At 68.9% G+C, this 21,950-nt stretch carries 23 protein-coding genes; 12 read left to right on the forward strand and 11 right to left on the reverse strand.

The window, feature by feature from the left end; translation table 11 throughout:
* The first annotated feature begins 207 nt into the window (after nt 1-207).
* The 4 genes from AB0P18_RS03620 (at nt 208) to AB0P18_RS03635 (ending at nt 5,174) form a co-directional block, all read left to right on the forward strand.
* Nucleotides 208-1,023 carry an alpha/beta hydrolase gene (locus AB0P18_RS03620; RefSeq protein ID WP_363358967.1) on the forward strand — a complete coding sequence of 272 codons (816 nt, stop codon included), beginning with the start codon at nt 208-210 and terminating at the stop codon, nt 1,021-1,023.
* 114 nt (nt 1,024-1,137) lie between these two features.
* On the forward strand, nt 1,138-1,644 hold the full coding sequence (locus AB0P18_RS03625) for a DUF1269 domain-containing protein (RefSeq protein WP_363358968.1): 507 nt from the start codon (nt 1,138-1,140) through the stop codon (nt 1,642-1,644).
* A gap of 36 nt (nt 1,645-1,680) precedes the next feature.
* Complete coding sequence (locus AB0P18_RS03630; RefSeq protein WP_363358969.1) at nt 1,681-4,503, forward strand: BTAD domain-containing putative transcriptional regulator; 2,823 nt, start codon at nt 1,681-1,683, stop codon at nt 4,501-4,503.
* 443 nt (nt 4,504-4,946) lie between these two features.
* On the forward strand, nt 4,947-5,174 hold the full coding sequence (locus tag AB0P18_RS03635; RefSeq protein ID WP_363359107.1) for an amidohydrolase family protein: 228 nt from the start codon (nt 4,947-4,949) through the stop codon (nt 5,172-5,174).
* A 13-nt stretch (nt 5,175-5,187) separates the two neighbouring features.
* Here AB0P18_RS03635 and AB0P18_RS03640 read toward each other — a convergent pair whose 3' ends face one another.
* Both AB0P18_RS03640 and AB0P18_RS03645 read right to left on the reverse strand, forming a co-directional pair.
* Nucleotides 5,188-6,102 carry a DUF2971 domain-containing protein gene (locus AB0P18_RS03640; protein WP_363358970.1) on the reverse strand — a complete coding sequence of 305 codons (915 nt, stop codon included), beginning with the start codon at nt 6,100-6,102 and terminating at the stop codon, nt 5,188-5,190.
* Between the two features lie 152 nt (nt 6,103-6,254).
* Complete coding sequence (locus tag AB0P18_RS03645; protein WP_363358971.1) at nt 6,255-8,090, reverse strand: alpha/beta fold hydrolase; 1,836 nt, start codon at nt 8,088-8,090, stop codon at nt 6,255-6,257.
* A gap of 313 nt (nt 8,091-8,403) precedes the next feature.
* Here AB0P18_RS03645 and AB0P18_RS03650 point away from each other — a divergent pair, with 313 nt between their 5' ends.
* The gene (locus tag AB0P18_RS03650; protein WP_363358972.1) at nt 8,404-8,712 is read left to right on the forward strand and encodes a hypothetical protein; all 309 of its coding nucleotides are present in this window, start codon (nt 8,404-8,406) and stop codon (nt 8,710-8,712) included.
* A gap of 6 nt (nt 8,713-8,718) precedes the next feature.
* Here AB0P18_RS03650 and AB0P18_RS03655 read toward each other — a convergent pair whose 3' ends face one another.
* Nucleotides 8,719-9,105, reverse strand: a complete 387-nt coding sequence (locus tag AB0P18_RS03655; RefSeq protein ID WP_363358973.1) for a DUF2256 and DUF3253 domain-containing protein — start codon at nt 9,103-9,105, stop codon at nt 8,719-8,721.
* Nucleotides 9,106-9,239: 134 nt separating this feature from the next.
* Between AB0P18_RS03655 and AB0P18_RS03660 the strand changes: the two genes are divergently transcribed.
* On the forward strand, nt 9,240-10,787 hold the full coding sequence (locus AB0P18_RS03660; RefSeq protein WP_363358974.1) for a Re/Si-specific NAD(P)(+) transhydrogenase subunit alpha: 1,548 nt from the start codon (nt 9,240-9,242) through the stop codon (nt 10,785-10,787).
* Nucleotides 10,784-12,211, forward strand: coding sequence for a Re/Si-specific NAD(P)(+) transhydrogenase subunit beta (pntB, locus tag AB0P18_RS03665; protein WP_363358975.1), 1,428 nt, complete (start codon nt 10,784-10,786; stop codon nt 12,209-12,211). Before AB0P18_RS03660 ends, pntB begins: the two co-directional genes overlap by 4 nt.
* A 43-nt stretch (nt 12,212-12,254) precedes the next feature.
* Here the strand turns inward: pntB and AB0P18_RS03670 are convergent, their stop codons facing one another.
* Nucleotides 12,255-13,559, reverse strand: coding sequence for an FtsX-like permease family protein (locus AB0P18_RS03670; protein ID WP_363358976.1), 1,305 nt, complete (start codon nt 13,557-13,559; stop codon nt 12,255-12,257).
* Nucleotides 13,556-14,254: an ABC transporter ATP-binding protein gene (locus tag AB0P18_RS03675; protein ID WP_344051445.1), complete on the reverse strand. Its 699-nt coding sequence runs from the start codon at nt 14,252-14,254 to the stop codon at nt 13,556-13,558. Before AB0P18_RS03675 ends, AB0P18_RS03670 begins: the two co-directional genes overlap by 4 nt.
* 162 nt (nt 14,255-14,416) lie before the next feature.
* On the opposite strand from AB0P18_RS03675, the gene AB0P18_RS03680 reads away from it, so the two are divergent.
* The 3 genes from AB0P18_RS03680 to AB0P18_RS03690 all read left to right on the forward strand — a co-directional run bounded on the left by AB0P18_RS03680 (nt 14,417) and on the right by AB0P18_RS03690 (nt 16,717).
* A complete protein-coding gene (locus AB0P18_RS03680; protein ID WP_363358977.1) occupies nt 14,417-15,610 on the forward strand; it encodes a histidine kinase in 1,194 nt (397 codons plus the stop codon).
* Nucleotides 15,607-16,278, forward strand: a complete 672-nt coding sequence (locus tag AB0P18_RS03685; protein WP_363358978.1) for a response regulator transcription factor — start codon at nt 15,607-15,609, stop codon at nt 16,276-16,278. Before AB0P18_RS03680 ends, AB0P18_RS03685 begins: the two co-directional genes overlap by 4 nt.
* 202 nt (nt 16,279-16,480) lie before the next feature.
* On the forward strand, nt 16,481-16,717 hold the full coding sequence (locus AB0P18_RS03690; RefSeq protein ID WP_363358979.1) for a hypothetical protein: 237 nt from the start codon (nt 16,481-16,483) through the stop codon (nt 16,715-16,717).
* A gap of 1 nt (nt 16,718) precedes the next feature.
* Here AB0P18_RS03690 and AB0P18_RS03695 read toward each other — a convergent pair whose 3' ends face one another.
* The gene (locus AB0P18_RS03695; protein WP_363358980.1) at nt 16,719-16,931 is read right to left on the reverse strand and encodes a three-helix bundle dimerization domain-containing protein; all 213 of its coding nucleotides are present in this window, start codon (nt 16,929-16,931) and stop codon (nt 16,719-16,721) included.
* Between the two features lie 176 nt (nt 16,932-17,107).
* Here AB0P18_RS03695 and AB0P18_RS03700 point away from each other — a divergent pair, with 176 nt between their 5' ends.
* Complete coding sequence (locus tag AB0P18_RS03700) at nt 17,108-17,905, forward strand: ion transporter (protein ID WP_363358981.1); 798 nt, start codon at nt 17,108-17,110, stop codon at nt 17,903-17,905.
* Here AB0P18_RS03700 and AB0P18_RS03705 read toward each other — a convergent pair.
* The 5 genes from AB0P18_RS03705 to AB0P18_RS03725 form a co-directional block, all read right to left on the reverse strand.
* The gene (locus AB0P18_RS03705) at nt 17,898-18,188 is read right to left on the reverse strand and encodes a hypothetical protein (protein WP_363358982.1); all 291 of its coding nucleotides are present in this window, start codon (nt 18,186-18,188) and stop codon (nt 17,898-17,900) included. The genes AB0P18_RS03700 and AB0P18_RS03705 overlap by 8 nt on opposite strands.
* Before the next feature lie 111 nt (nt 18,189-18,299).
* Nucleotides 18,300-19,349 (reverse strand): ABC transporter ATP-binding protein, encoded by a 1,050-nt coding sequence (locus tag AB0P18_RS03710; protein ID WP_363358983.1) that lies wholly within the window; start codon nt 19,347-19,349, stop codon nt 18,300-18,302.
* On the reverse strand, nt 19,346-20,161 hold the full coding sequence (locus tag AB0P18_RS03715) for an ABC transporter permease (RefSeq protein ID WP_363358984.1): 816 nt from the start codon (nt 20,159-20,161) through the stop codon (nt 19,346-19,348). The genes AB0P18_RS03710 and AB0P18_RS03715 overlap by 4 nt, the downstream gene beginning before the upstream one ends.
* A 1-nt stretch (nt 20,162) precedes the next feature.
* Nucleotides 20,163-20,936: a molybdate ABC transporter substrate-binding protein gene (modA, locus tag AB0P18_RS03720; RefSeq protein WP_363359108.1), complete on the reverse strand. Its 774-nt coding sequence runs from the start codon at nt 20,934-20,936 to the stop codon at nt 20,163-20,165.
* Nucleotides 20,936-21,346: a TOBE domain-containing protein gene (locus tag AB0P18_RS03725; RefSeq protein WP_363358986.1), complete on the reverse strand. Its 411-nt coding sequence runs from the start codon at nt 21,344-21,346 to the stop codon at nt 20,936-20,938. The genes modA and AB0P18_RS03725 overlap by 1 nt, the downstream gene beginning before the upstream one ends.
* A gap of 59 nt (nt 21,347-21,405) precedes the next feature.
* Here AB0P18_RS03725 and AB0P18_RS03730 point away from each other — a divergent pair, with 59 nt between their 5' ends.
* On the forward strand, nt 21,406-21,945 hold the full coding sequence (locus tag AB0P18_RS03730) for a YaeQ family protein (RefSeq protein WP_363358987.1): 540 nt from the start codon (nt 21,406-21,408) through the stop codon (nt 21,943-21,945).
* Nucleotides 21,946-21,950 lie beyond the last annotated feature (5 nt).

Genomic DNA, 21,950 nt, shown 5'->3' on the forward strand with positions numbered 1-21,950 from the left:
TCTCCTCCATGTGCTCGAACGTGTGTTTCGTTGCAAGAGGACACTGCACCGGGCCGATCCAATCCCACTCCAATCTCCGGTCCCGCCCCGGCCGCCCGGCCAGTCTGGTGGTCGCTACGATGTGTGGCGGCGGGGTTGGAGCCCACACGCCTTGCTCTCTTGGCGGGCGCGTTCCGCCGTCGCCGAACGTTGAGAAGGGACCCGGGGGTGCCGACGATCTCCACTTCGTCCGGACCGGTCGAGTATCAACAGGCCGGAACCGGGATGCCCGTGCTCATCCTGCACGGAACACCCGGCGGCGCCGATCAAGGCCTGGCCGTGGCGCGGGTACTCGACATCGACGCGCGAGTCGTCGCCCCGTCTCGTCCCGGCTACTTGGGCACGCCATTGGCCACCGGGCGGACTCCCGCGGAGCAGGGTGACGCGATGGTGGCACTGATGGATGCCCTCGATTTGGACAGCGCAGTCGTTCTCGGAGTTTCGGGGGGCGGCATGACCGCGCTCGCAATGGCGGCGCGGCATCCCACCCGCGTCCGCGGCGTCGTGCTGTGGTCGGCGGTCACCGCGCGGATGGGCGTCCCTGTGTGGCCGCTCGTGCATGGACCGCTGTCGCGGCGGCCGGCGGGCGAGGCGATTCTGAGGAGGTTGCGTCGTACGCCGCGGCTGCTCGTCGGTCGAGCCGCCGGTGACCGAGCCGCGGTGGAAGCGGCCTTGGCCATTGCCGAGACTGTGTTTCCGATCGACGAGCGCCGCGAGGGGGTTGTGAACGACGCTCGCCAGGCGCGACGACTGGACGCGGTCAACGTCTCGGGCATGACCGCGCCGGCGCTCATCGTTCACGGCACCCGCGATCGCAATGTGCCGTTTCGCCAAGCGACCCATGCGGCGCGTGCGCTTCCTCACGCGCGGATCGTCACGGTGCCGGGAGCGACTCATTGGACGACCCCGGCGGACCGTGCTGCCCGGTCGGCGCTGAAGCTCTTCCTCTCCGAGATTTCGAACGGCCCCGAGCGCCATCCGTGACACTTCGCTCCAGGCATTGGAGCGGCCTTGGAGTCCGATCAGCGAGGGTCGGAGGATGAGCCACGAAGCATGCATGACCGGATCCGTCGTCATCGGCCCGAGAAGCTGCCTGTGGTGAGCGCACTCGCCGTGTGGACGTACGCGGACCCGGCCGGTGCGCGGCGCCTCGAGAGATGCCTATCGGACGGCGCTGTCGGAGATATCGCCGTCACCGACGGCGCAGTGGTCACCTGGACCCACGGTCGCGCGTCCGCGCAGGTGCGGGAGCTGCAGGGTATGGCGCGCACGTGCAGCTTGGGGGCGTTCTGGGCCATGCTGTTCGGGATCGTGGTGTCTGGACCGGAGCTGACGAGCATGGTGGGATCGAGCCAACCCGCTCTCGACGGTTCGCTCGAAGGCGTCGGCGTCGATCGTGGGTTGCTCGTCGCGTTGAGGTGCCGATTGCGACCGGGCGGTTCGGCAGTCGCTGCGATCTGCGACGAATCCGTGGCATCCGACATCGGGTCTGCGAGCACCGCCGTCGCACGCGGAGCACCACACCCGTCCGTGCCCGCCGTCAGCACGAGGAGGCTCCTGACCTTCGATCAGGAGCGCGCGCTGCGCAGAGTCTTCGCGGTGTGAGCGCTTCTGCGCGACTGCCTGTGCTCTACTGGTGCGATGCGGGTGCGTGACCTCGGATTGATCACCGTCGAGGTCGACGGCGTCGAGCAGCCATTGCGCGGACGCCGCCCGCAGGTCATCCTCGCTCGCCTCGTTGTGAGCGTCAATCAGCGTGTCACCGCGTCGGAGATCATGGAGGCCGTGTGGGGGGATGACGCGGTCGATCATTCGTCGACTCTCGAGTCCCACATCTGGCGGTTGAGGCAGGTGCTCGAGCCGCACCGTGCCGCCCGTCAGCCTGCCCACGTGCTGATCACCGATGTCGAAGGGTATCGGCTGCTCGCGCGCATCGAAGACGTGGATTCGCTTCGATTCGAGCGGGATGCGGGTGAGATTCGGGAGCTCGTCGTGGCCGGCGACCCCGGCCGCGTGCTGCGGCACTGCGACGACGCTCTCTCGCTCTGGCGGGGGACGCCGTTCGAGCCGGTCTCCGACGAACTCTGGGCGAGCTCTGCCGTCGCCCGCCTTCACGAAATGCATACCGAAGTTTCCGCTTCGCGGATGGACGCGTTGCTCGATCTCGGGCGGCATGAACAGGTGCTCGCCGACCTGGAGCCGCTGATCGAGCGTGCGCCGCTGAACGAGCGGTTCTGGAAGCAGCGAATGCTGGCACTTCTCCGTGCGGGCAGGACCGATCAGGCTCTCGAGGCGTATCACCGCATTCGAACGTTGCTCGACGACGAGCTCGGCCTTCGGCCAGGAGTCGATCTGGATCAGATTCACCACCGCATCCTCGATCAGGACCCGGGTCTCGCCCTACGTCCGCTGGCTGCCGCACTCTCATCGGACGCCACGGCCACACGCTCTCTTCTGCCGCGCCGAACGACGTCTCTGGTGGGTCGCAGCGGTGATCTGGGACGGATCTCGCGCTTGGTGGCGATGCACCGACTGGTCACACTCACCGGCGTCGGTGGCGGCGGCAAGACACGGTTGGCGGTCGAAGTCGCGCACTCCCTGTCGGCGGATTTCCCCGATGGCGTGTGGTTCATCGATCTCGCGACGATCGAAGACGAGTCCATGGTCGCCGAGCTCGTCGCCTCCACACTGCGGCTCCCTCCCGGAGTCGTCGGCTCCGCTTCCGACTCGACCGTCGACTACCTTCGCCGGCGACGGGCTCTCATCGTTCTCGACAACTGCGAGCACGTGGTCTCCGGCGTGGCCGAATTCGTAGAGAGGCTCGCCGACGATCAAGCGCGCTGCGCGGTCCTCCTCACGAGCCGTGAGGCTGTCGCTTTTCCTGGCGAAGTGATCTGGACGCTCGGCCCCCTTCCCGTAGAAGCGAAGTCGCCCGAGTCGCCTGCCCCGGCTGTCCAACTCTTTCTCGCGCGACTCTCGGAGGCGGTCCCGGAGGTCGAGATCGATGAGCACGTCCGCCGGCAGGCCGAACGAATCTGCGCCGCAGTCGACGGTGTGCCACTGGCGATCGAGCTGGCTGCGGCTCGTGTCCGCACAGATGGTCTCGCAGCCGTGGTCACGCAGGCGGCGACCGACCCGAGCCGGCTGCGGCGGCTGGGGCGATCGTCGAGCGCACATCACGACAGCATCGGCGATGCGATCGAGTGGAGCACTCGCACGCTGACCGCTGAGGAGCGGATCCTGCACCGCCGACTGGCAGCTCTCTCCGGGCCGTTCACGACCGATCTCGCTGTCGCTGTCGCTTCGCTCCCCGACGAGTCGATGCCCGCGCTCGACGTCGAAGCAGTTCCCGATCTTCTCTCGCTGCTTGCACACCGCTCCCTGCTGGTGCCGGTTCCGCCGGCGACATCCCGAAGTCGCATGCGGTTCCGCCAGCTCGCCACCGTGCGGTCGCATGCGCGACGGGCGCTGACAGTGGAGGGCGAGAGCGCGACCGCCGAGGGTGCCCGCGACGCCTGGGTGACGGCGCTCATCGAAGACCGACCGCGACTCTTCAACGCTGACCGCGACGGCTGGTATGACGCCGTCGACGACAACTTCGACGCCGTTCGCAGCACACTGCACCGGCTGCTCGTCGAGGAGCAGCGGCCTGCGGGTGCGACGCTGGTGACAGCGCTGGGCGGCTACTGGTATCTGCGTCGTCGACTGGTCGAAGGCCTGACGTGGTTGGAGCTCGCCGAAGCGGTGCCGGGAGTCGACGGCGTCGACGCAGCGGGGGTGCAGTGCGCACTCGCCGTTCGCTTCGTCCTGCAGGGTCGCACTGACCTCGCCCGCCCGCACATCGCGTTCGTCCGTGCCGCGATCACGCGCTCTGCAGACTTTGGTCAATCGGCGGGCCTCGCGTGGGCGCTGGCCGGCCTCGCCTATGCCTTGCTCACCGGTTCAGAGCAGGAGTTGACTGCAGAGGTCACGCGCGATGTCCGCGATGCCGCGGCGGCGATGCTCGATGCCGACCTCGCCATCGTCGCCGACGCCCTCGCAGCGACGAGCGCCGCTCGCCCCGACCCGCATGAGGTGCAGGCGGTCTACGAGCGCGCACTGCTTCACGACAACACGTTTGCTGCCTCCATCTGCGCCTCCTTCTTCAGCCTCTACGCGCTGCTGACGAAGGACCCTGCGCTCGGCGAGCTGTGGGTCGGCCGTGGTCGGGAGCTTCATGCGAGGGCCGGTGGCCGGGCGTTCAGCGGCTTCGACGAGAATCACGCGGACTTCGCCGCCATGGCGGGCGATTTCAGCGCCGCCGCGCGGCTTTACGGCGCCTCGAGTTCGGCGGCCTTCCGTGACGGAACCGTTTGGCCCCGGCAATCAGCGACCCGTGAGCTGCTCCGCCGCACCGAGGAGGCCCTCCCCCACGAGGACTTCCTCCGAGCCTGGCGTGCGGGCGAGGAGCACCGCGGCGCGTAGCCGGATGCCGCAGCCGGCTCATTCGCCGCAGGCGGCGCGAAACGCGCCCGTAGGAGCGGTGTTGGATTCATCCCTGTCACCGTCGTCGAAGAAGTCGACCTGCGATGTCGTCGATGACAGAATGGGCCGGGGCGACCGTGTCCGCAAAGCAGAGAAGTAATGTGCCTCTCTCGTGAGTAAACGAGTGAGAAAGAACGTGTCGCATCGGGCGCCGATCTGCACATCGACGAAAGGTCGTCACCCGCGAAGTCACGGGCGAGGACGGCCCCGCACTGCGGCGAAAGATCACTGGATGTGAGTTCAAATCCCACCGTCACCGCCACTGAAACCCACTCAAGCAGATCAGTCTGATCGACTTGAGTGGGTTTCGTTCAGTTTGGGTACAGCTCGAATGTTGCCATTTCGTTGCCGCTTGACCTGGGGGTTCTTCGCCTGCCGACCCGATTCGCCCGGAGCAGGGGCTCCACGCCATGGACGCGCTGCGCGGGTTGACGGTGGAGCCGTACCGGACGATCGGCCGTCGCGGCGGCATCCTCGAGGTGGGCGCACCCGCGGACCTGACCGTCCTCGACCGGGATCCGCGAACGGTCGACCCGGTGTCGCTCGGTCGCGCCGCGGTGTTGCTGACGGTCGTGGACGGCCGTCCGGTCGCGCAGCCCGTAGAGTCGTGACGTCGGTCTCCACTCAGCCGCGGAACGGGATCTCGGACGAGATGATCGCGATGTCCGGCATCCGGTGGCTCGCCAGTAGCGCCGCGACGGACTCCCGCGCCGCCGCTCCGTTCGCCGACGGAGAGATCGCCACGGCCCGGATCGGCAGGGGAGCCCGTTCGGTCGTGAGATGTCCCGTCGCCGCCGCAGAATCGCCGGTGAGCTGGATATACGGTGTCACGCCGTAGGGAGTGTGCCGGAAGCGCGCGAGCGCGGCGAGCGCCTGCTCTCGGGTCCCCTCGCCCAACACGATCGTGGTGTGGCGCGTCTCCTGCTCCTCACGGAATCCGGGGTGCTTGATCAGCAGGAGTGCCTGAGCGGCGGCCTCGATCGTGCGGTCCAGTGCGGTGAGGTAGTCGGTCGTCGTGGCGTGCGGTGTCTCGGTCAGCGTGAGGACGGCCGCCAGCTCGCCGGCGAACTCGGTGAACACGGCATCCACCAGCGCATCCTGCTCCGCCGGGTCGTACCGCACGGCACTCCACGGCCGCGTGCCGACCACCGCGTGCGCGCAGCCGTCGACGTCATCGACCAGCACCCGAAGATCGTGGGCCGGGTCCAGCCCGATGGCGTAGGACTCCCCGCGCCCACCGTACGTGCGCCACATCGCGAGCGAATCGGGCGAGCGCGACGCGCTCAGGATGAAGAACCAGTCCGCGCCCGGTTGGCCGGCCGCGCCCGAGCGTTCGAGCCTGCGCGCGAGGTCGGTGAAGACCGGGTCCTTCTCGTCGACGAGCGACGTGAAGCGCTCCAACAAGAGGCGCTGGCCGAGCGTGACCTCGCCCGAGTCGTTCAGATAGCCGGATGCCGTGGCCCACAGCACCTGATTCGCCAGGATCGACAGCAGCCCGGGTCCGTCGGTGTAGTGCCAGACGAGGGGATCGGCCACCATGATGTCGTCCTCCCGCGCGTCGGATATCAGCGTAGGTGGAACAGGCCCGCCTGCACAGGCCATCGGAGCTGTGACGACGCAGATGAAAGGAGATCGAGGATGCGGAGGGCGGATGCTGCGCATCGGCCCTCCGGATCCTCGATCTCCTCTCGTCAGTAGGCGACGGTCAGCGTGTTGCTCACCGAGATGAGCGTGACGACCGCGGCGTTGATGAAGCCGCCGATGTAGGGGTTGTTCGTCGCCCGGTAGATCTTCCGCGAGATGACGGCCGAGACCGCGAGGATCACGATCACCGGGAAGAGCCAGATGCTGAAGATGCCACCGAACCCGGGGATCGTCTCGCCCGTGATGAAGAACGTCGTGTACTGGGCGATCACGAGCACGATCGGCGCGATCGAGTTCGCCAGTGCGAGGACCAGCGTGTTCAGCCACTCCTTGCCGCGCAGCGTGAACCGGTTGAAGCCGTTGATCGCCACCGAGTTCGCGAAGAAGTAGACGAGGAAGAACGGCACGTACAGCAGCGCGATCCAGAGCTTGTCCGCCTCGAACGCCTTCACCGCGAGCACCCACAGCCGGAAGTCCGTCGTGAAGAAGTAGTCCAGGACGAACACGATCGCGAACGCCGCGGCGACGACGACGGCTCCGAGCCCGATGCCGTGGAAGAAGGTCTTCCATCCCGGGAGGACACCCGCCGCGCGCAGATCCAGGTCGTTCTTCCTGCCGAACGCGAAGTACGACACGAGCATGATGATCAGACCCGCGACACCGTTGATCGCCGCCCACGTCGCGATGAAGAACACCGCTCCCTGGGTGAAGATCGTCGGAAGCACGTTGAACGCGATGCCCTGCATCAGGGGCTGCTGGCTGAGCCACACGTAGCTCGCGCCCGAGAAGAGCGCGGAGACCAGCAGTCCGCCCCAGAACCAGGCCAGGCCGGTGCGGGTCGTGCCGGCGAGCTCACGCGTCTCCGTCACCCGCAGGCCGGCGAATGCCCGGGTGCCGAGGAGAGCACGGGTGAACGCGACGAGGAAGATGCCGAATCCGATCAGACCGACCGCCGTCGCCGTCTCCTTGATCTGCCACACCTGCGCGCCGGCGTCGATCGGCGTCGGGGCTCCGAACGTGGCTTCCCAGAACTCGATCTGCGAAGCCACGGTCGTCTGCGAGATGGTGCCCCACGGGTGCGTCTCGGCCGGGGTGTAGACGATGCGCGTCGCACCGTTCTCCTCATAGAACTGTCCGGCCCCCCGCTGCTGCGCATCCGCGGGGTCTGCGCCGAAGTTCAGGAACGACTGCGCGTTCGGGGTCGTGATGTAGTCACGCGGCGGGGTCAGCGCGACTCCCTCCGGGCTGTAGCTGCGGAAGAAGAACTCGTCGTACTGGTCGGCCACCAGGCCCACGTCGCGGGTGCCGTAGACGTTGGCGTATGCGCCGTCGGCATCCGTGTAGACGGGATCGTTGTCGACGAGGAAGACCGCGTCGATCAGCTGCTCGTCGGCCGCGTTGTCCAGGGCGACGGAGAAGTTCGCGGCTCGCGCCCCGTTCGAGTGCCCGGAGACGCCGATCTTGTCCTGATCGACGTAGGGCAGATCGGCGACCAGCTTGACGACGTCGTACATGCCGGTGCCGCCGAGGTCGAGCTGATCGTTGATCAGCGGCGATGAATTCCCGTGCCCGTACATGTCGATCGACACGACGACGAAGCCTCGGCGGGCGAGTTCGACGTAGTTCGCATCCTGCATCTCACGGTTGTTCCACCATCCGTGGGAGACGACGATCGCCGGCGCCTTGTTCTCGGCCGACACGGCGTCGGGGCGGAACATGAGGGCGCTGATCATCTGGCCGGACGGGGTTTCCCATCGCATGTCCTTGACCGCGACGGATCCGACGTTGGTCTGCACCGCCGACGCCACGATCGCCGACAGCAGCATCAGCACGAGAGACAGGCTCAGCCAGAACCGGTTGCGTCTTATGAGTGCGGGCTTCATTCGTTCTACTCCTTTGTATGCGTCCTCGTTCACATGCGCTGAGGGCGGCGCCCGGAAGGCGCGACGGCAGCATCGACGCCGCGTGAGCGCCGACGTGGAGAGGACTCCGACTGCGAGCTTCGGCGGTTGCCACCGCCGGGGGGACGGGAGAGGTGCCGAGCGTGCCGGTGACCGACATGGTCATCGGCCTGAATCGTATAGCCGAACGGGCATGGACTGTTCCGTCGCCCGCTGGTTCTGCACCTCTGTGCAGCGGGCGCGCTGTTTCCCGCGCCCGAGCGTGAACGAACGTGCACCGGGGGAGAATGAGCGCATGACTCTGCCCGAACCGGACGGCTTCGCTCCGGCATCCGAAGCGCTCGTCGCGGACCTGGTGCCGCGTGACGAGACGAGTGCGAAGCGGACTCTGCGCACCGTCCTCAACCTGGTCGGCGGCATGTTCCTGGACGACCACGAGCTCGGACACTCGAACCTCGATCTCGTCGTCACGCGCCGCGACACCGGGGCGGCGGTGCTGCGCGTCGCGGCGGGCACCCCGACCGAGGCGAGCTACCTGATCGATCGGGTGAAGACCGACCTGGCCACCAAGTCCATCGAGGACTTCCTGTCGGAGTGGCGCTGAGCGGCGCTACCGGGCACGGCGGATCCGGATGGGCCCGCGCGCCGTGGACGGATCCACCACAGCGCCCTGCTGCGTGATCTCCACATCACCCGCGTCGACCATGCGTCGCGCCGCGCGGCGCGCGGGCTCCATCAGGTCGCGCCAGTCCTCCCCGCCGACCGCGCGGGCTGCCTCGGACGGGCAGATCGTGGCATCGGCGGCCCGTGCCGCGAGGAGAGCACGGATCGAGTCCTCGAGCTCCCGGTCCACCGTCGAGACCTTGCGTCGGCGGCACGCGTCCGAGCAGTACCGCACGTCGTCCCAGTTCGCCGCCCACTTCTTGCGCCACTGCATCTCGCGCCCGCACGACGCGCACACCTTCGTCGGCGCGTCGGGGGCGGAGGAGCGGCTCACTCCTCCAGTGTGAACCCGAAAATTCGCTCCGGGTCAAGAACGGCAGGAGTTACGCGTCCACGCCGCGTCACATCAGCCGGCCGCCCCCTCCGGCGGGGCATGCTGGGCTCACATCGATCTGCATGGAGCACCACGTGTCCCGCATAGGCATCGTCGCCGAAGCGCCCCGCGAGAAGCGGGTGTCCGCGACCCCCACCACCGTTCCCAAACTCATCGCGCTCGGCTACGACGTCGTCGTCGAAGCCGGCGCGGGGGCGGGCTCGTCCTTTCCGGATGCCGAGTACGCGGCATCCGGAGCGATCATCGTCTCCGCCGACGAGGCGTGGGCGGCGGACATCGTCCTCAAGGTCGACGCCCCGACACCGGCCGAGATCTCCCGCCTCTCCGACGGCGGGACCCTGATCGCCCTGCTGAGCCCGGCGCTGCGTCCCGATCTCGTCGCGTCGCTCGCGACCCGCGGGATCACGGCGCTGGCTCTGGACGCGGTCCCCCGCATCTCGCGGGCGCAGTCGATGGACGTGCTCAGCTCGATGGCGAACATCTCCGGCTACCGCGCCGTGATCGAGGCGGCGAACGAGTTCGGCCGGTTCTTCACCGGCCAGGTGACGGCGGCGGGCAAAGTGCCGCCGGCGAAAGTCCTGGTCGCCGGCGCCGGTGTCGCGGGCCTGGCGGCGATCGGCGCCGCGTCGAGCCTCGGCGCGATCGTGCGGGCGACCGATCCGCGGCCCGAGGTCGCCGATCAGGTCGCCTCGATCGGCGGCGAGTATCTCGAGGTGATCGTGCCAGACGAGGCCAAGGAGGTCTCCGCCGACGGATACGCGAAGGCGACGAGCGAGGCGTACGACCGGCGGGCCGCGGAGATCTACTCGGAGCAGGCGGCGGACGTCGACATCATCATCACCACCGCCCTGATCCCCGGGCGCGCGGCGCCGCGGCTCATCACCGCCGCCGATGTGGCGAGCATGAAGCCCGGCAGCGTCATCGTCGACATGGCGGCCGCTCAGGGCGGCAACGTGGAGGGCTCGGTCGAAGGCGAGCGGGTGGTGACGGCGAACGGCGTCGTGATCCTCGGCTTCACCGACCTTCCCGGTCGCCTGCCGCAGCAGGCCTCGCAACTGTTCGGCACGAACCTCGTGAACCTGCTGAGGCTGCTGACCCCCGGCAAGGACGGCCGGCTGCGGATCGACTTCGACGACGTCGTCCAGCGCACCGTCACGGTCGTCCGCCGCGGCGAGAAGACGTGGCCGCCGCCGCCCGTGCAGGTCTCGGCGGCCCCGCCGAAGGCCGCGGCGGCGGCATCCGCCCCGATCGAACCGAAGAAGCCGATGTCCACGCGTACCCGCGGCACCCTCGTCGCGGCCGGGATCGCCGTGCTGTTCGCGGTGTGCGCGTTCGCGCCGCCGCCCCTGCCGCAGCACTTCCTCGTCCTGACGCTGTCGGTCGTCGTCGGCTTCTACGTGATCGGACACGTCGCCCACGCCCTGCACACGCCGCTCATGAGCGTGACGAACGCGATCTCGGGCATCATCATCGTCGGCGCGATGGTGCAGATCACCGCACCCGACCTCACCGTCCAGATCCTCGCGGCGATCGGGGTGCTGCTGGCGAGCATCAACATCTTCGGCGGGTTCGCCGTCACCCGGCGCATGCTCGCGATGTTCCAGAAGGGTCAGAGCCGATGACCACGATCGACACGGCCGGGCAGGTCGCCGGTGCGGCGTACATCGTCGCGGCGCTGCTGTTCATCCTGAGCCTGGCGGGTCTCAGCAAGCACGAGACGAGCCGCCGCGGTGTGGCCTTCGGCATCACCGGCATGGCGATCGCGCTCGCCGCGACCGTGTGGGTGACGATCGCCGGCGCGTGGGGCCAGCCGCAGACGACGCTCGGCATCGTGCTCCTCGTCGCGGCGGTGCTCGTCGGCGGGGCGATCGGGCTGTGGCGGGCGCGCGTGGTCGAGATGACCGGGATGCCGGAACTCATCGCCCTTCTCCACTCCTTCGTGGGTCTTGCCGCGGTGCTCGTCGGCTGGAACGGGGCGCTGTACGACACCGGCCTCGAGGGCGCCCTCGCCGACATCCACCACGCCGAGGTGTTCGTCGGCGTCTTCATCGGCGGGGTCACCTTCACCGGGTCGATCGTTGCCTTCCTCAAGCTCTCGGGGCGCGTCTCGTCGAAGCCGCTCATGCTCCCGGGCAAGAACGTCCTGAACCTCGGGGCACTCGTCGTGTTCGTCGTCCTCACGGTCTGGTACGTGATCACCCCGGAGCTGTGGCTGCTCATCCTCGTCACAGTGCTCGCGTTCGCGCTCGGCTGGCACCTCGTCGCCTCGATCGGCGGCGGCGACATGCCCGTCGTGGTCTCGATGCTCAACAGCTACTCCGGGTGGGCCGCGGCTGCCGCCGGATTCCTGCTGAACAACGACCTGCTGATCGTGACCGGCGCCCTCGTCGGCTCGTCCGGCGCCTACCTGTCGTACATCATGTGCAAAGCGATGAACCGGTCCTTCCTCTCCGTGATCGCCGGCGGGTTCGGCATCGAGGCGCCGAAAGGGGAGCAGGCGGATCTGGGCGAGCATCGCGAGATCGATGCCGAGGGCGCCGCCGAGCTCCTCGCCGGCGCCTCGAGCGTCGTGATCACCCCGGGCTACGGCATGGCGGTCGCCCAGGCGCAGCACGGCGTCGCCGACCTCGTGCAGAAGCTGCGTGAACGCGGCGTGGACGTGAGGTTCGGCATCCACCCTGTCGCCGGCCGACTGCCCGGCCACATGAACGTCCTGCTCGCCGAGGCGAAGGTGCCGTACGACATCGTGCTCGAGATGGATGAGATCAACGACGACCTGGCTCAGACCGACGTCGTCCTCGTGATCGGGGCGAACGACACCGTGAACCCTGCGGCGGCGGAGGACCCGGGTTCGCCGATCGCGGGGATGCCGGTGCTGCGCGTGTGGGAGGCGCGCAACGTGATCGTCTTCAAGCGGTCGATGGCCTCGGGATACGCTGGTGTGCCGAACCCGCTGTTCTATCGGGACAACGCGCAGATGCTGTTCGGCGACGCGAAGGAGCGCGTGGAGGACATCCTGTTCGCCCTCGCACGCGTCTCCGCCTGACGCCACGGCCCGGCCCCGCACTCGCGGGAGCCGGGCCGTCGCCTCATTCGTACCTGAGTGATTCCACCGGGTCGGCACGCGCCGCACGCGCGGCGGGCAGGGTTCCGGCGAGGAACGCGATGCCCATCACGATGACGATGATCACCGCGATCGAGAGCGGATCGAACGCGATGAGCGTGAGCCCCGGAAGATCTGCCAGGAGCGTGCCGGACAGTGCCGAGCTGATGCCCACGCCGGCGACGATCGCCACCGCCACTCCGATCGCGCTGCCGAGGAGCCCGATGAAGGCCGCTTCGAAGCTGAACAGGGAGAACACCCGGCCATTCCCCATGCCCATGGCCTTCATGAGACCGATCTCACGCGTCCGCTCCTGCACGGACATCAGCAGGGTGTTGACGATGCCGAAGCTCGCGGCGAGCAGGGCGATCACCGCGAAGGCGTTGAGCACGAGGACGATTCCGTCGATCACCGTGCGGAACGCGCCCAGCTGATCGGCGACCGTCGACCCGGTGAAGCCCTCCGCGGCGAGCCGATCCTTGAGCGCGGCGATGTCGTCATCGGTCGCCTGTGGGTCGAAACGGATCGTCGCCTGGGCGTAGCGGTCGAGCTGATCGGCGGGAACGCCGATGTTCTGCGCGTCGAAGAGTGCATCGCTGAGCGCCTGGTTGGGAACGATGCTCGCTCCGGCGGGGGTGACCAAAGCGTCGTCCGCGACCCCGACGACGGTGGCGTCGAACGTGTGCGCGGTGCGCTCGGCGTCGGTGAGGGTGAGCTCCACGGTCTTGCCGATCGCCTCGTCGGCGTTTCCGAGTCCCATGGGCTCGACGAAGTCGATCGGCAGCACGAGCTGGAGCTCGCTCGACGCGTCGTCCGGCTCGGCACCGGCGGCGAGCTCGATCGTCTGCCCCGCGATGAGGGCGCCGACGCCGATCACGTACTTCGTCCCGTCACCGGCCTGGATGTAGTCCAGGCTGATCGTCCGGGTGGGCTGCACGTCGAGGACGCCGTCGATCCCGGCGAGGGTCTCCAGATCATCGGGTCGGAGGGCGATCACAGTGGATCCCGGAGGGCCGGGCTGACCGCTCGCGACGGCGTCCGGATCGTACTCGACGGGTCCGTCGGCCGCGACGCCGGTCGGCCCGTCCGAGGTCTTCGTGACGGTCATCGCATCGGACGCGCCGATCGCCGTGACGGTGTCGTCGATGTAGGCGTTGATGCCGGTACCGAGGCCGCTGGTCAGTGTCAGGGTGAACGCGCCGACGAAGATCGCGAGGATCGTGAGGATGGTCCGCGTCTTCGAGCGGAAGGTGTTCGCGACGGCGGTGCCGATCAGGTCGAGGGTCTTCACGCCGCCACCCCCGCCGAGTCCTCGACGAGCAGGCCGTCGCGGATGAACAGTCGGCGATCGCAGCGGCTCGCGAGGTCTTCGTCGTGCGTCACGACGATGAGCGTGATGCCGTGCTCACGGTTGAGGCTGAACAGGATGTCCTCCACCACGGCGCCCGTCGCGCTGTCGAGGTTGCCGGTGGGCTCGTCCGCGAAGATGATCCGCGGGTTGTTCACCAGCGCCCGGGCGATCACCGTGCGCTGCTTCTGCCCGCCGGACAGATTGACGGCCTTGTTCTTGGCCTTGTCATCCAGCTCGAGCTGCGCGAGGGCGGCCAGGCCGCGGCGTCGACGTTCGGCGCGTCCGACGCCGGCGATCTTCAGTGGCAGGATCACGTTCTCCAGCACCGACGTGTTCCCGGTGAGGAAGAACTGCTGGAACACGAACCCGAACGTCTTGTTGCGGGTCCGGTTCAGCGCCTTGCCGCGCAGGCGCGATGTGTCCGCGCCCTCCAGCTCGACCGTGCCGGCCGTGGGCGCGTCCAGCAGGGCGAGCACGTGCATGAGCGTCGACTTTCCCGATCCGCTCTTGCCGACGATCGCGATGCTCTCGCCCTCGGCGATGTCGAAGCTCACCCCCTTCAGTGCATCGAAGCGGTTCTGGCCTCGGCCGTAGGACTTGTGGATGTCCCTGACCGAGATGATCGGCGTCGTCATCTCTCTCCTCGTTTCGCTGCGGGTGGGTGCGGTCTCCAGCATCGCCGTGCCGGCGTGGCCGGCGCATCGCCCGTTCGGATGCACTTCCGTACCGCGGATGCGGTACGGCGGATGCCGCACCGGGAGGATCCGCGACGCGTCCGGGACCGGCACACTGGAGCGATGAGGTCCGCATCGCCGTCCGCCCGGACCGCCGCCGGCCTGCCGCCGAAGCTGCCGGCGTGGGTCGGGGACGTCGTGGCGGCGATCGTCGTGATCGGCACCGCGTTCATCCCGTTCCCCGAGGCGCAGTTCCATCCGACCGATCCGGCGGGCTACGCGCTCGTGGTCGCCCCGGCGCTCGTGCTGCCCTGGCGACGCCGCTTCCCCGTGGCCGCGCTCGCTGCGTGCGTGGTCCTGTACGGTGTCGCCGCTTTCGCCGCTGACGTCTGGCCGGGCATCGTGCTGGCGGTCGCGATCGCGGTGTTCGCCGTCGCCACCCGGTCGAGCAGGCGGCGGACCGTCGTGGTGACCCTGGTCACGATCGGCGTCGTGGTGCTCATCTCGGTGACCAGCTCGCTCGTCGTGATGCTCGGGACCCGGATCTTCGCGATCGCGATCACGATCGCGTTCGCCGCCGCCGCCGCGGATGCCGAGCGATCGGCGCGCGCGTACATCTCGGCGATCACCGAACGCGCGGAGCGCGCCGAGCAGACGCGCGAGTCAGAAGCGCGGCGCCGCGTGAGCGAAGAGCGACTCAGGATCGCCCGCGACCTCCACGACGTGGTGGCGCACCAGATCGCGGTCATCAGTCTGAACGCCGGTGTGGCGGCATCCGCGCTTCCTGCACGGCCGGAGGCGGCCGAGGATGCGGTCCGCACGATCCGCTCGGCCGCACATACGGTGCTGGGCGAGATCGGCACCCTGCTGGAGGTGCTGCGGACGGATGAGGCGGCACCCGGCTCGCCGGACGCGCCGCAGCCGGGAATCGACAGCATCGCCGACCTCGTCGAGGCGTTCGCGGATGCCGGGCTCGCGGTGACCCTGCGGACGGAGGGCGACCTGGCCACGGTGAGTGCGACGAGCGGCCTCACCGCGTACCGCGTGGTGCAGGAGGCGCTCACCAACGCCCACAAGCACGGCGTCGAGGGCCGCGCGCACGTCCTGGTGAGCGTGGACGGGGCGCTGCACGTCGTCGTGACGAACCCGACGCGCGCGGATGCGGGTGTCGCCGAGGCGCCGCCGGGGTCGGGGCTCGGGCTCATCGGCGTCCGCGAGCGGGTGTCGGCGTTGCGCGGGTCGGTCGAAGCGGGGTCGGTCCCGGGCGGATGGCGGGTGTCGGCGACACTCCCGCTCTCGACGGAGGGAGCGCGATGATCCGGGTGCTCGTGGTCGATGACCAGGTGCTGATCCGACGGGCCGTGGTCCAGATCCTCGGCACGGCACCCGATGTGGACGTGGTGGGAGAGGCGCCGGACGGACTCGCGGCCGTGGCGGCGGCATCCCGACTCCGTCCCGATGTCGTCGTGATGGACATCCGGATGCCGCGCATGGACGGCATCGAGGCGACCGCGGCCATCTGCTCCGACGCCGATCTCGCGGAGACGCGGGTCCTCATCCTGACCACGTTCGAGGAGGACGAGTACATCGTCGCCGCGCTCCGGGCCGGCGCGAGCGGATTCATCGGCAAAGGCGCGGAACCGGAGGCGATCGTGCACGCCGTCCAGGCGATCGCCGCGGGCGACGCGCTGCTTTCCGCTGCGGCGACGCGGAGTCTCATCACGCGCTACGTCCTGCCGCGGACGGGCGGAGCGCCTGTCGAGGTGCCGGCGCAGTTGCGCGACCTGACGGACAGGGAGCGGGAAGTGCTTCTGCTCGTCGCCCGCGGTCTGTCGAACCACGAGATCGCCGAGAGCCTGCACATCTCCCCGCACACGGCGAAGACGCACGTGAACCGCGTGATGGCGAAGGTCGAGGCGCACGATCGTGCGCAGCTGGTGATCCTCGCCTATGAGAGCGGGCTCCTGGTGCCCGGTGACGCGTGAACGCGGTCAGTCGCGCGAGCGGTGCCCGGTGCACAACTCCTCGGATTCACGCAGTCGAGCGCGCCGAGACCGCGCCGGCTCGGGCGACCCGTCTCACGTCGGTCCCGGATCTGAGGAGTTGCGCACGCCGGTCCTGGCCGGCGTCAACCCCTTTCATCCCGAGCCGGCCCCGACGGATGCTGGAGGTTGGAAGGGGACCGCGATGACACAGGAACACACCGATCCGGCCGAAGAGGCCGAGACCGACGAGCCGACGCCCGAATCGACCGAAGATCCGGACGCGGACGAGCTGGACGAGCCCAGCACAGAGAAGGACCCGGGGGAGGAGCCGACGGGCGGGACGTCCGAGCCCGGACCCCGCGACCCGGGCGCGGATCACCGCGCCGTCGGGATCGGCGTGATCGACGCACCCCTCGTGGACCCTCAGGCCGAAGGCTGATTCACGCCTGAGCCTGCAGCACCTTCAGACGCTTCTTCGCCTGCTTCTCGACGAGCACTTCGACGAAATCGCGCACCTTCGCGTCGCTGAATTCGGCGTAGACGGCGCTCACGACCGTGCGGATCGTGTCAGCCGGAAGATCCGGGTATCGCGGCGTCAGGCGGTCCGAGATGTCGGCGATCGTCTGCTCGGCGCTGGGCGGTTCGTGTGTCATGAGGACTCCGGGGCGAGGGGGACGCTCTCACGGTACCTCCCCGAGCGTGACCGCGCACCGGGCGCCGAAGTCCGCTGAAAGCTCACTCCGTGGGGATGAATCGGATCCCACCCGGCCCGTCATAGTCTCGGGTGTCCGCACGGCCGAGGCTGCGGCGTGCCGAGAACGGGAGCGTCATGGGCGGGGAGCCGAAGAAGCCGCGCGCGAAGCGCGTGCGCAGCGAGATGAAGAGCACCGGCTACGAGATCTTCATCGGAATCCTCTCGATCCTGTCGATCGTGAATCTGGTGCTGGTCCTCGTGCTGCGCGAAGAATCCCTCGACACCGTGCTGGGCGCCATGAACGCGCTGTTCAGCCTGATCTTCCTGATCGATTTCACGTACCGCATCTTCACGGCGCCGTCGGCGAGCACGTACTTCTTCAGGCACTTCGGCTGGGCCGACCTGCTCGCGAGCCTTCCGTTCGCGCAACTGAAGATCCTCCGCATCTTCCGGCTCATCCGCGTCTGGCGCCTCCTGCGCGAGGTGGGTGTGAAAGCCGTCGCGCACACCCTGATCAAGGACCGCGCCGGCAGCGCCCTCTACATGCTCCTTCTCATGGGCATCCTGGTCCTGCAGTTCGGCAGCCTGACGATCCTGTACTTCGAGCAGAACGCGGAGGGCGCGAACATCACGACCGCCGGGGACGCGCTCTGGTACACGATGGTGACGATCTCCACCGTCGGGTACGGCGACCAGTACCCGGTGACACCCCTCGGGCGCCTGTGCGGCACGATCATCATCGTGGTCGGGGTCGGCATCTTCGGCACGTTCACCGGCTACCTTGCGACCGTCTTCCTCACGCCGAAGCCGACGGATGCCGAGCCCGTCGCCGACGAGGGGAAGCCGCTGTCCGCGGAGTCGGTCGACGCGCTGCGCGCGCGTCTGACGGAGATGGAGGCGAAGATGGCCGAGATCAGGAAGATGCTCAGCTGACCTGCCGAGGCGGGGGGAAATGCGCGATCGGGATCGGCTTCGTCGCGCCCCCGCCGGTGCGCTCCCAGGACTCGAGCGTCTCCAGTGCGTCCTGCGGTGACGCGAAGACGACGGGAAGGGGGAGCGGTGCGGTCCACACCACCTCCGCGACGTCGTCGTCGTCGATCGTGATGTGCGCGAGGGGACGGACGGCGAACTCGGGTGCGCCGGCATGGACGATCATCCAGTCACGATCGACGGTGCGACGCAGGGCGAAGCGGCGCCGTCGTGTGCTCTTCGGCATGCTCGACATGATGGTCCCTCGATGATCCCGGCGAGGGGAGGCGGTCCTTCGAGTGTGTGCCGCCCTCGTCCGCCGCGAACGGGGCTTGACAGCCGAGGGAGGGCGTGATCCTCAGGCCCGCGTGATCGTCACCGTTTCCGGTCTGAGGACGTAGCCGACGCGCATTCCGGGCTCGAGGTCCCCATCGGCCACTTCCGCGGGCGCCAGGTCCGCGGAGATCGTGTCGGACCGCACGCGGATCAGATCGCCGCGCGGCTCGAGATCCAGAACGGTCGCGAGGATGCGATCGACGCCGGGCGTCGTCGTCGCGGCAGACGCGACGGCGACATCGCCCGGGCGCACGGTCGCCACGACGCGATCGTGCACGGCGGCGTCGGTCGGCAGGGTCGACCGGATCACGATGCCGGCATCCGTGATCATCCCCTCGGCGGTGCGGATGCCGGTCAGCAGGTTCAGGCCCGCGAGGCCCGCCGTGAACCCGGTGCGCGGACGCGCGAACGTCGCGCGCGTCGGCCCCTCCTCGACGATGCGACCCTCCGACAGGACGATCACCCGATCGGCGAGTGTGAGCGCGTCCAGGACGTCGTGCGTCACGATGATCGCCGTGCGTTCGCGCAGCACGCGCAGGAGTGTGCGCCGGATCGTCGGGGCGACGGCGACATCCAGCGCCGACAGCGGCTCGTCGAGCAGCAGCAGGTGCGGGTCGGCGGCGAGGGCACGTGCGATCGCGACCCGCTGCGCCTGCCCTCCGGACAGCTCGGAAGGCCGGCGCTGCGCGAGCTCGGTCGCCTCCACCTCGTCGAGCCAGTGCCGCGCGATCTCCTGCGCACGTCGTCGCCCGAGCCCTTTGCTCCGCGCGCCGAACGCCACGTTCTCGAGCACGCTCAGGTGAGGGAACAGATCGGCGTCCTGAGTGAGGGTGGAGACGCCGCGTGCGTGCGGGGGTGTCCACCGGCCTCGCCCACCCGTGAGGTCGAACAGCACCGCGCCGTCCAGGTCGGCGTGCCCGGCATCCGGCTGCACGAGTCCCGCGATCATGCCCAGCAGGGTCGATTTGCCGGCGCCGTTCGGACCGAGCACCGCGACCGTCTCACCGAGGGCGACCTCGAGGTCGAGCGCGACTCCTCGCGCGTCGAGAGTCGCGGAGAAGACGAGCGTCATCGGCGCAGCCCCTGCGTGAACGACGTCGTACCCCCGGCGCGGTGGGCGACACCCACCACGATGACGGCGACGACGATGAGCACGAGCGACAGCGCGACCGCCGCGTCGGGGTCGACCTCTCGCTGCAGATAGATCTCGAGCGGGAGCGTGCGGGTCGTGCCTTGGAGGCTCCCCGCGAACGTGAGCGTCGCTCCGAACTCGCCCAGGGCGCGCGCGAAGGAGAGCACGGCGCCGGAGAGCAGCGCGGGGAGCACGAGCGGGATCGTGATGCGGCGCAGCACGGTCGTCGGTCGGGCGCCCAGGGTCGCGCCGATCGCCTCGAAGCGGGTTCCCACGGTGCGGAGGGCTCCCTCGAGACTCAGCACGAGGAAGGGCAGCGCGACGAAGGTCTGCGCGAGCACGACCGCCGTCGTGGAGAACGCGATGTCGATGCCCAGGGTCTGCAAGGTCGAACCCAGCAGTCCGCGGCGTCCGAACGTGTACAGCAGCGCGAGGCCGCCGACGACGGGCGGCAGGACGAGCGGCAGCAGAACGAGCGCGCGCAGCAGTTGCTGCCCGCGGAAGCGCGTGCGGGCGAGGACGAGCGCCATCGGCACCCCGAACACGACGCACAATAGCGTGGCGGCGATCGACGTGCGCAGGCTCAGCCACAAGGCTGCGCGGGATGACTCCGACGTGATCAGCGCGATGAACTGCGACCAGTCCACCCGGGCGATCATCGCCACGAGCGGCAGGAGCACGAAGAGCGCGCCGACCGCGGCGACCACGGCGACCCAGCGGGGGATGCCGGCGAACGTGCCCGCCCCGCGCACGCTAGGGCTTTCCGAAGCCGGCGGCCTCGAGCACGGCACGGCTCTCGGCGCTCGTGACGAACGCGACGAAGGCGGCGGCGATGTCCGGGGCGTCTGATTCGTCGAGCGAGGCGATCGGGTAGACGTTGACCGCCTCATCCGATTCCTCGAACGGGATGCCGGTCACCGCGTCGCCGGCGGCGATCACGTCGGTGACGTACACCAGTCCGGCATCCGCTTCACCCGAGGCGACCTTGCCGAGCACATCCGTCACCGACGACTCCTCGCTGACCGGGGTGAGTGTCACGCCCGTCGCCTCTTCGACGGTGACGGTCGCCGCGCCGCACGGCACCTCCGGTGCGCAGATCACGAGCTTCAGCCCCGGATCGGCGAGATCGGCGAACGCCGCGATCCCGGCGGGGTTGTCCGGTGGTACGGCGATCTCCAGCGTGTTCGTCGCGAAGTCGACGGGGTCGCCCTCGACCAGGCCGGTGTCGGTGAGCTTGGCCATGTTCTTCTGGTCCGCTGAGGCGAACACGTCGGCCGGAGCGCCCTCGGTGATCTGCGTGACCAGATCTGCGGAGCCGGCGAAGTTGAGATCGACGGTCGTGCCGGGGTGAGAAGCCTCGAACCGTTCGGCGAGTTCGGTGAACGTCGTCTTCAGCGAGGCGGCGGCGAACACGGTGATCGAGCCCGCGAGGACGCCGCGCGAGGCATCCGGGGACGGGCTCGGGGTGGTGCACCCGCCCAGGAGGAATGCCCCGATGACTGCCGCCGCCACCGCCGCAGTTCGCATCACGGCGTGGCCTTCCCCAGGGGAGTTTCGACGATCACATTGGTCGCCTTCACGATCGCCGTGGCGATCGAGCCGGGGACGAGCCCGAGCTCGCGCACAGCCTCGGTGCTCATGAGCGACACGACGCGGTGCGGTCCGCACTGCAACTCGACCTGCGACATCACCGTGTCGGAGATCACCTCGGTCACGAGTCCGACGAAGCTGTTGCGGGCGGACCGGCCGATCCCGCTCGGATCGGCGGGGACGACCGCGTTGCGTCGGGCGAGCGCGGCCAGCTCCAGGCCGTCCACGACGGTGCGTCCCGATGCATCGCGGGCGCTGGAGAGCACGCCGTTCTCGATCCAGCGGCGCAGCGTGTCATCGCTGACGCCGAGGTAAGTGGCGGCATCTTTCACCCGTATCTGCGGCATGAAGCTCAGTCTACGTCCGCACATACGGACTTGCAGGGCCAGCCCTAGGCTGGTGTCCCATGGCCCTCGGCGCAACCATCCACACATTCACCGTGCAGCTGGCCGACGTCGACCGCGGTGTCTATGACGAGCTCGCGCTGCGCGTGGCGCGGCATCCGTCCGAGACCGAGGCGTACATGATGACCCGCGTCCTGGCGTACTGCCTCGAGTACGAGGAGGGCATCGCGTTCAGTGAGGGCATCTCCTCCACCGACGAACCGGCCGTGCTCGTCCGCGACCTCACCGGGCGCGTGACGGTCTGGATCGAGGTCGGGGCCCCGGATGCCGAGCGCCTGCACCACGGCAGCAAGCTCGCGGATCGCGTCACGGTGTACACGCATCGCGACCCCGCGAAGGTGAGGGCGCCGTGGGCGGGTAAGCGCATCCACCACGTCGAGGACATCACGCTGCACAGCTTCGCGCCGGGCTTCGTGGACGCGGCCGTGGCCGCGCTGGAGCGGCGTAACGAGATGACGGTCTCGGTCACCGAGCGCGAGCTGTATCTCGACCTGAACGGGACGAGCCTGAGCTCGCCGATCCTGGACCACCCAGCCGTCTGAGCCCG

The organism is Microbacterium sp. NPDC064584 (assembly GCF_040687315.1).
In the GTDB taxonomy this organism is placed as follows: domain Bacteria; phylum Actinomycetota; class Actinomycetes; order Actinomycetales; family Microbacteriaceae; genus Microbacterium; species Microbacterium lacus.

Bases quoted from the DNA above. Each gene is read 5' to 3' on its own strand.
- modA (WP_363359108.1), bottom strand. From the start codon at position 20,936: ATGCGAACTGCGGCGGTGGCGGCGGCAGTCATCGGGGCATTCCTCCTG.
- AB0P18_RS03710 (WP_363358983.1), bottom strand. From the start codon at position 19,349: ATGACGCTCGTCTTCTCCGCGACTCTCGACGCGCGAGGAGTCGCGCTC.
- AB0P18_RS03675 (WP_344051445.1), bottom strand. From the start codon at position 14,254: ATGACGACGCCGATCATCTCGGTCAGGGACATCCACAAGTCCTACGGC.
- AB0P18_RS03690 (WP_363358979.1), top strand. From the start codon at position 16,481: ATGACACAGGAACACACCGATCCGGCCGAAGAGGCCGAGACCGACGAG.
- AB0P18_RS03730 (WP_363358987.1), top strand. From the start codon at position 21,406: ATGGCCCTCGGCGCAACCATCCACACATTCACCGTGCAGCTGGCCGAC.
- AB0P18_RS03685 (WP_363358978.1), top strand. From the start codon at position 15,607: ATGATCCGGGTGCTCGTGGTCGATGACCAGGTGCTGATCCGACGGGCC.
- AB0P18_RS03640 (WP_363358970.1), bottom strand. From the start codon at position 6,102: ATGGTGGCCGATCCCCTCGTCTGGCACTACACCGACGGACCCGGGCTG.
- AB0P18_RS03630 (WP_363358969.1), top strand. From the start codon at position 1,681: ATGCGGGTGCGTGACCTCGGATTGATCACCGTCGAGGTCGACGGCGTC.
- pntB (WP_363358975.1), top strand. From the start codon at position 10,784: ATGACCACGATCGACACGGCCGGGCAGGTCGCCGGTGCGGCGTACATC.
- AB0P18_RS03645 (WP_363358971.1), bottom strand. From the start codon at position 8,090: ATGAAGCCCGCACTCATAAGACGCAACCGGTTCTGGCTGAGCCTGTCT.
- AB0P18_RS03650 (WP_363358972.1), top strand. From the start codon at position 8,404: ATGACTCTGCCCGAACCGGACGGCTTCGCTCCGGCATCCGAAGCGCTC.
- AB0P18_RS03725 (WP_363358986.1), bottom strand. From the start codon at position 21,346: ATGCCGCAGATACGGGTGAAAGATGCCGCCACTTACCTCGGCGTCAGC.
- AB0P18_RS03705 (WP_363358982.1), bottom strand. From the start codon at position 18,188: ATGCCGAAGAGCACACGACGGCGCCGCTTCGCCCTGCGTCGCACCGTC.
- AB0P18_RS03680 (WP_363358977.1), top strand. From the start codon at position 14,417: ATGAGGTCCGCATCGCCGTCCGCCCGGACCGCCGCCGGCCTGCCGCCG.
- AB0P18_RS03695 (WP_363358980.1), bottom strand. From the start codon at position 16,931: ATGACACACGAACCGCCCAGCGCCGAGCAGACGATCGCCGACATCTCG.
- AB0P18_RS03700 (WP_363358981.1), top strand. From the start codon at position 17,108: ATGGGCGGGGAGCCGAAGAAGCCGCGCGCGAAGCGCGTGCGCAGCGAG.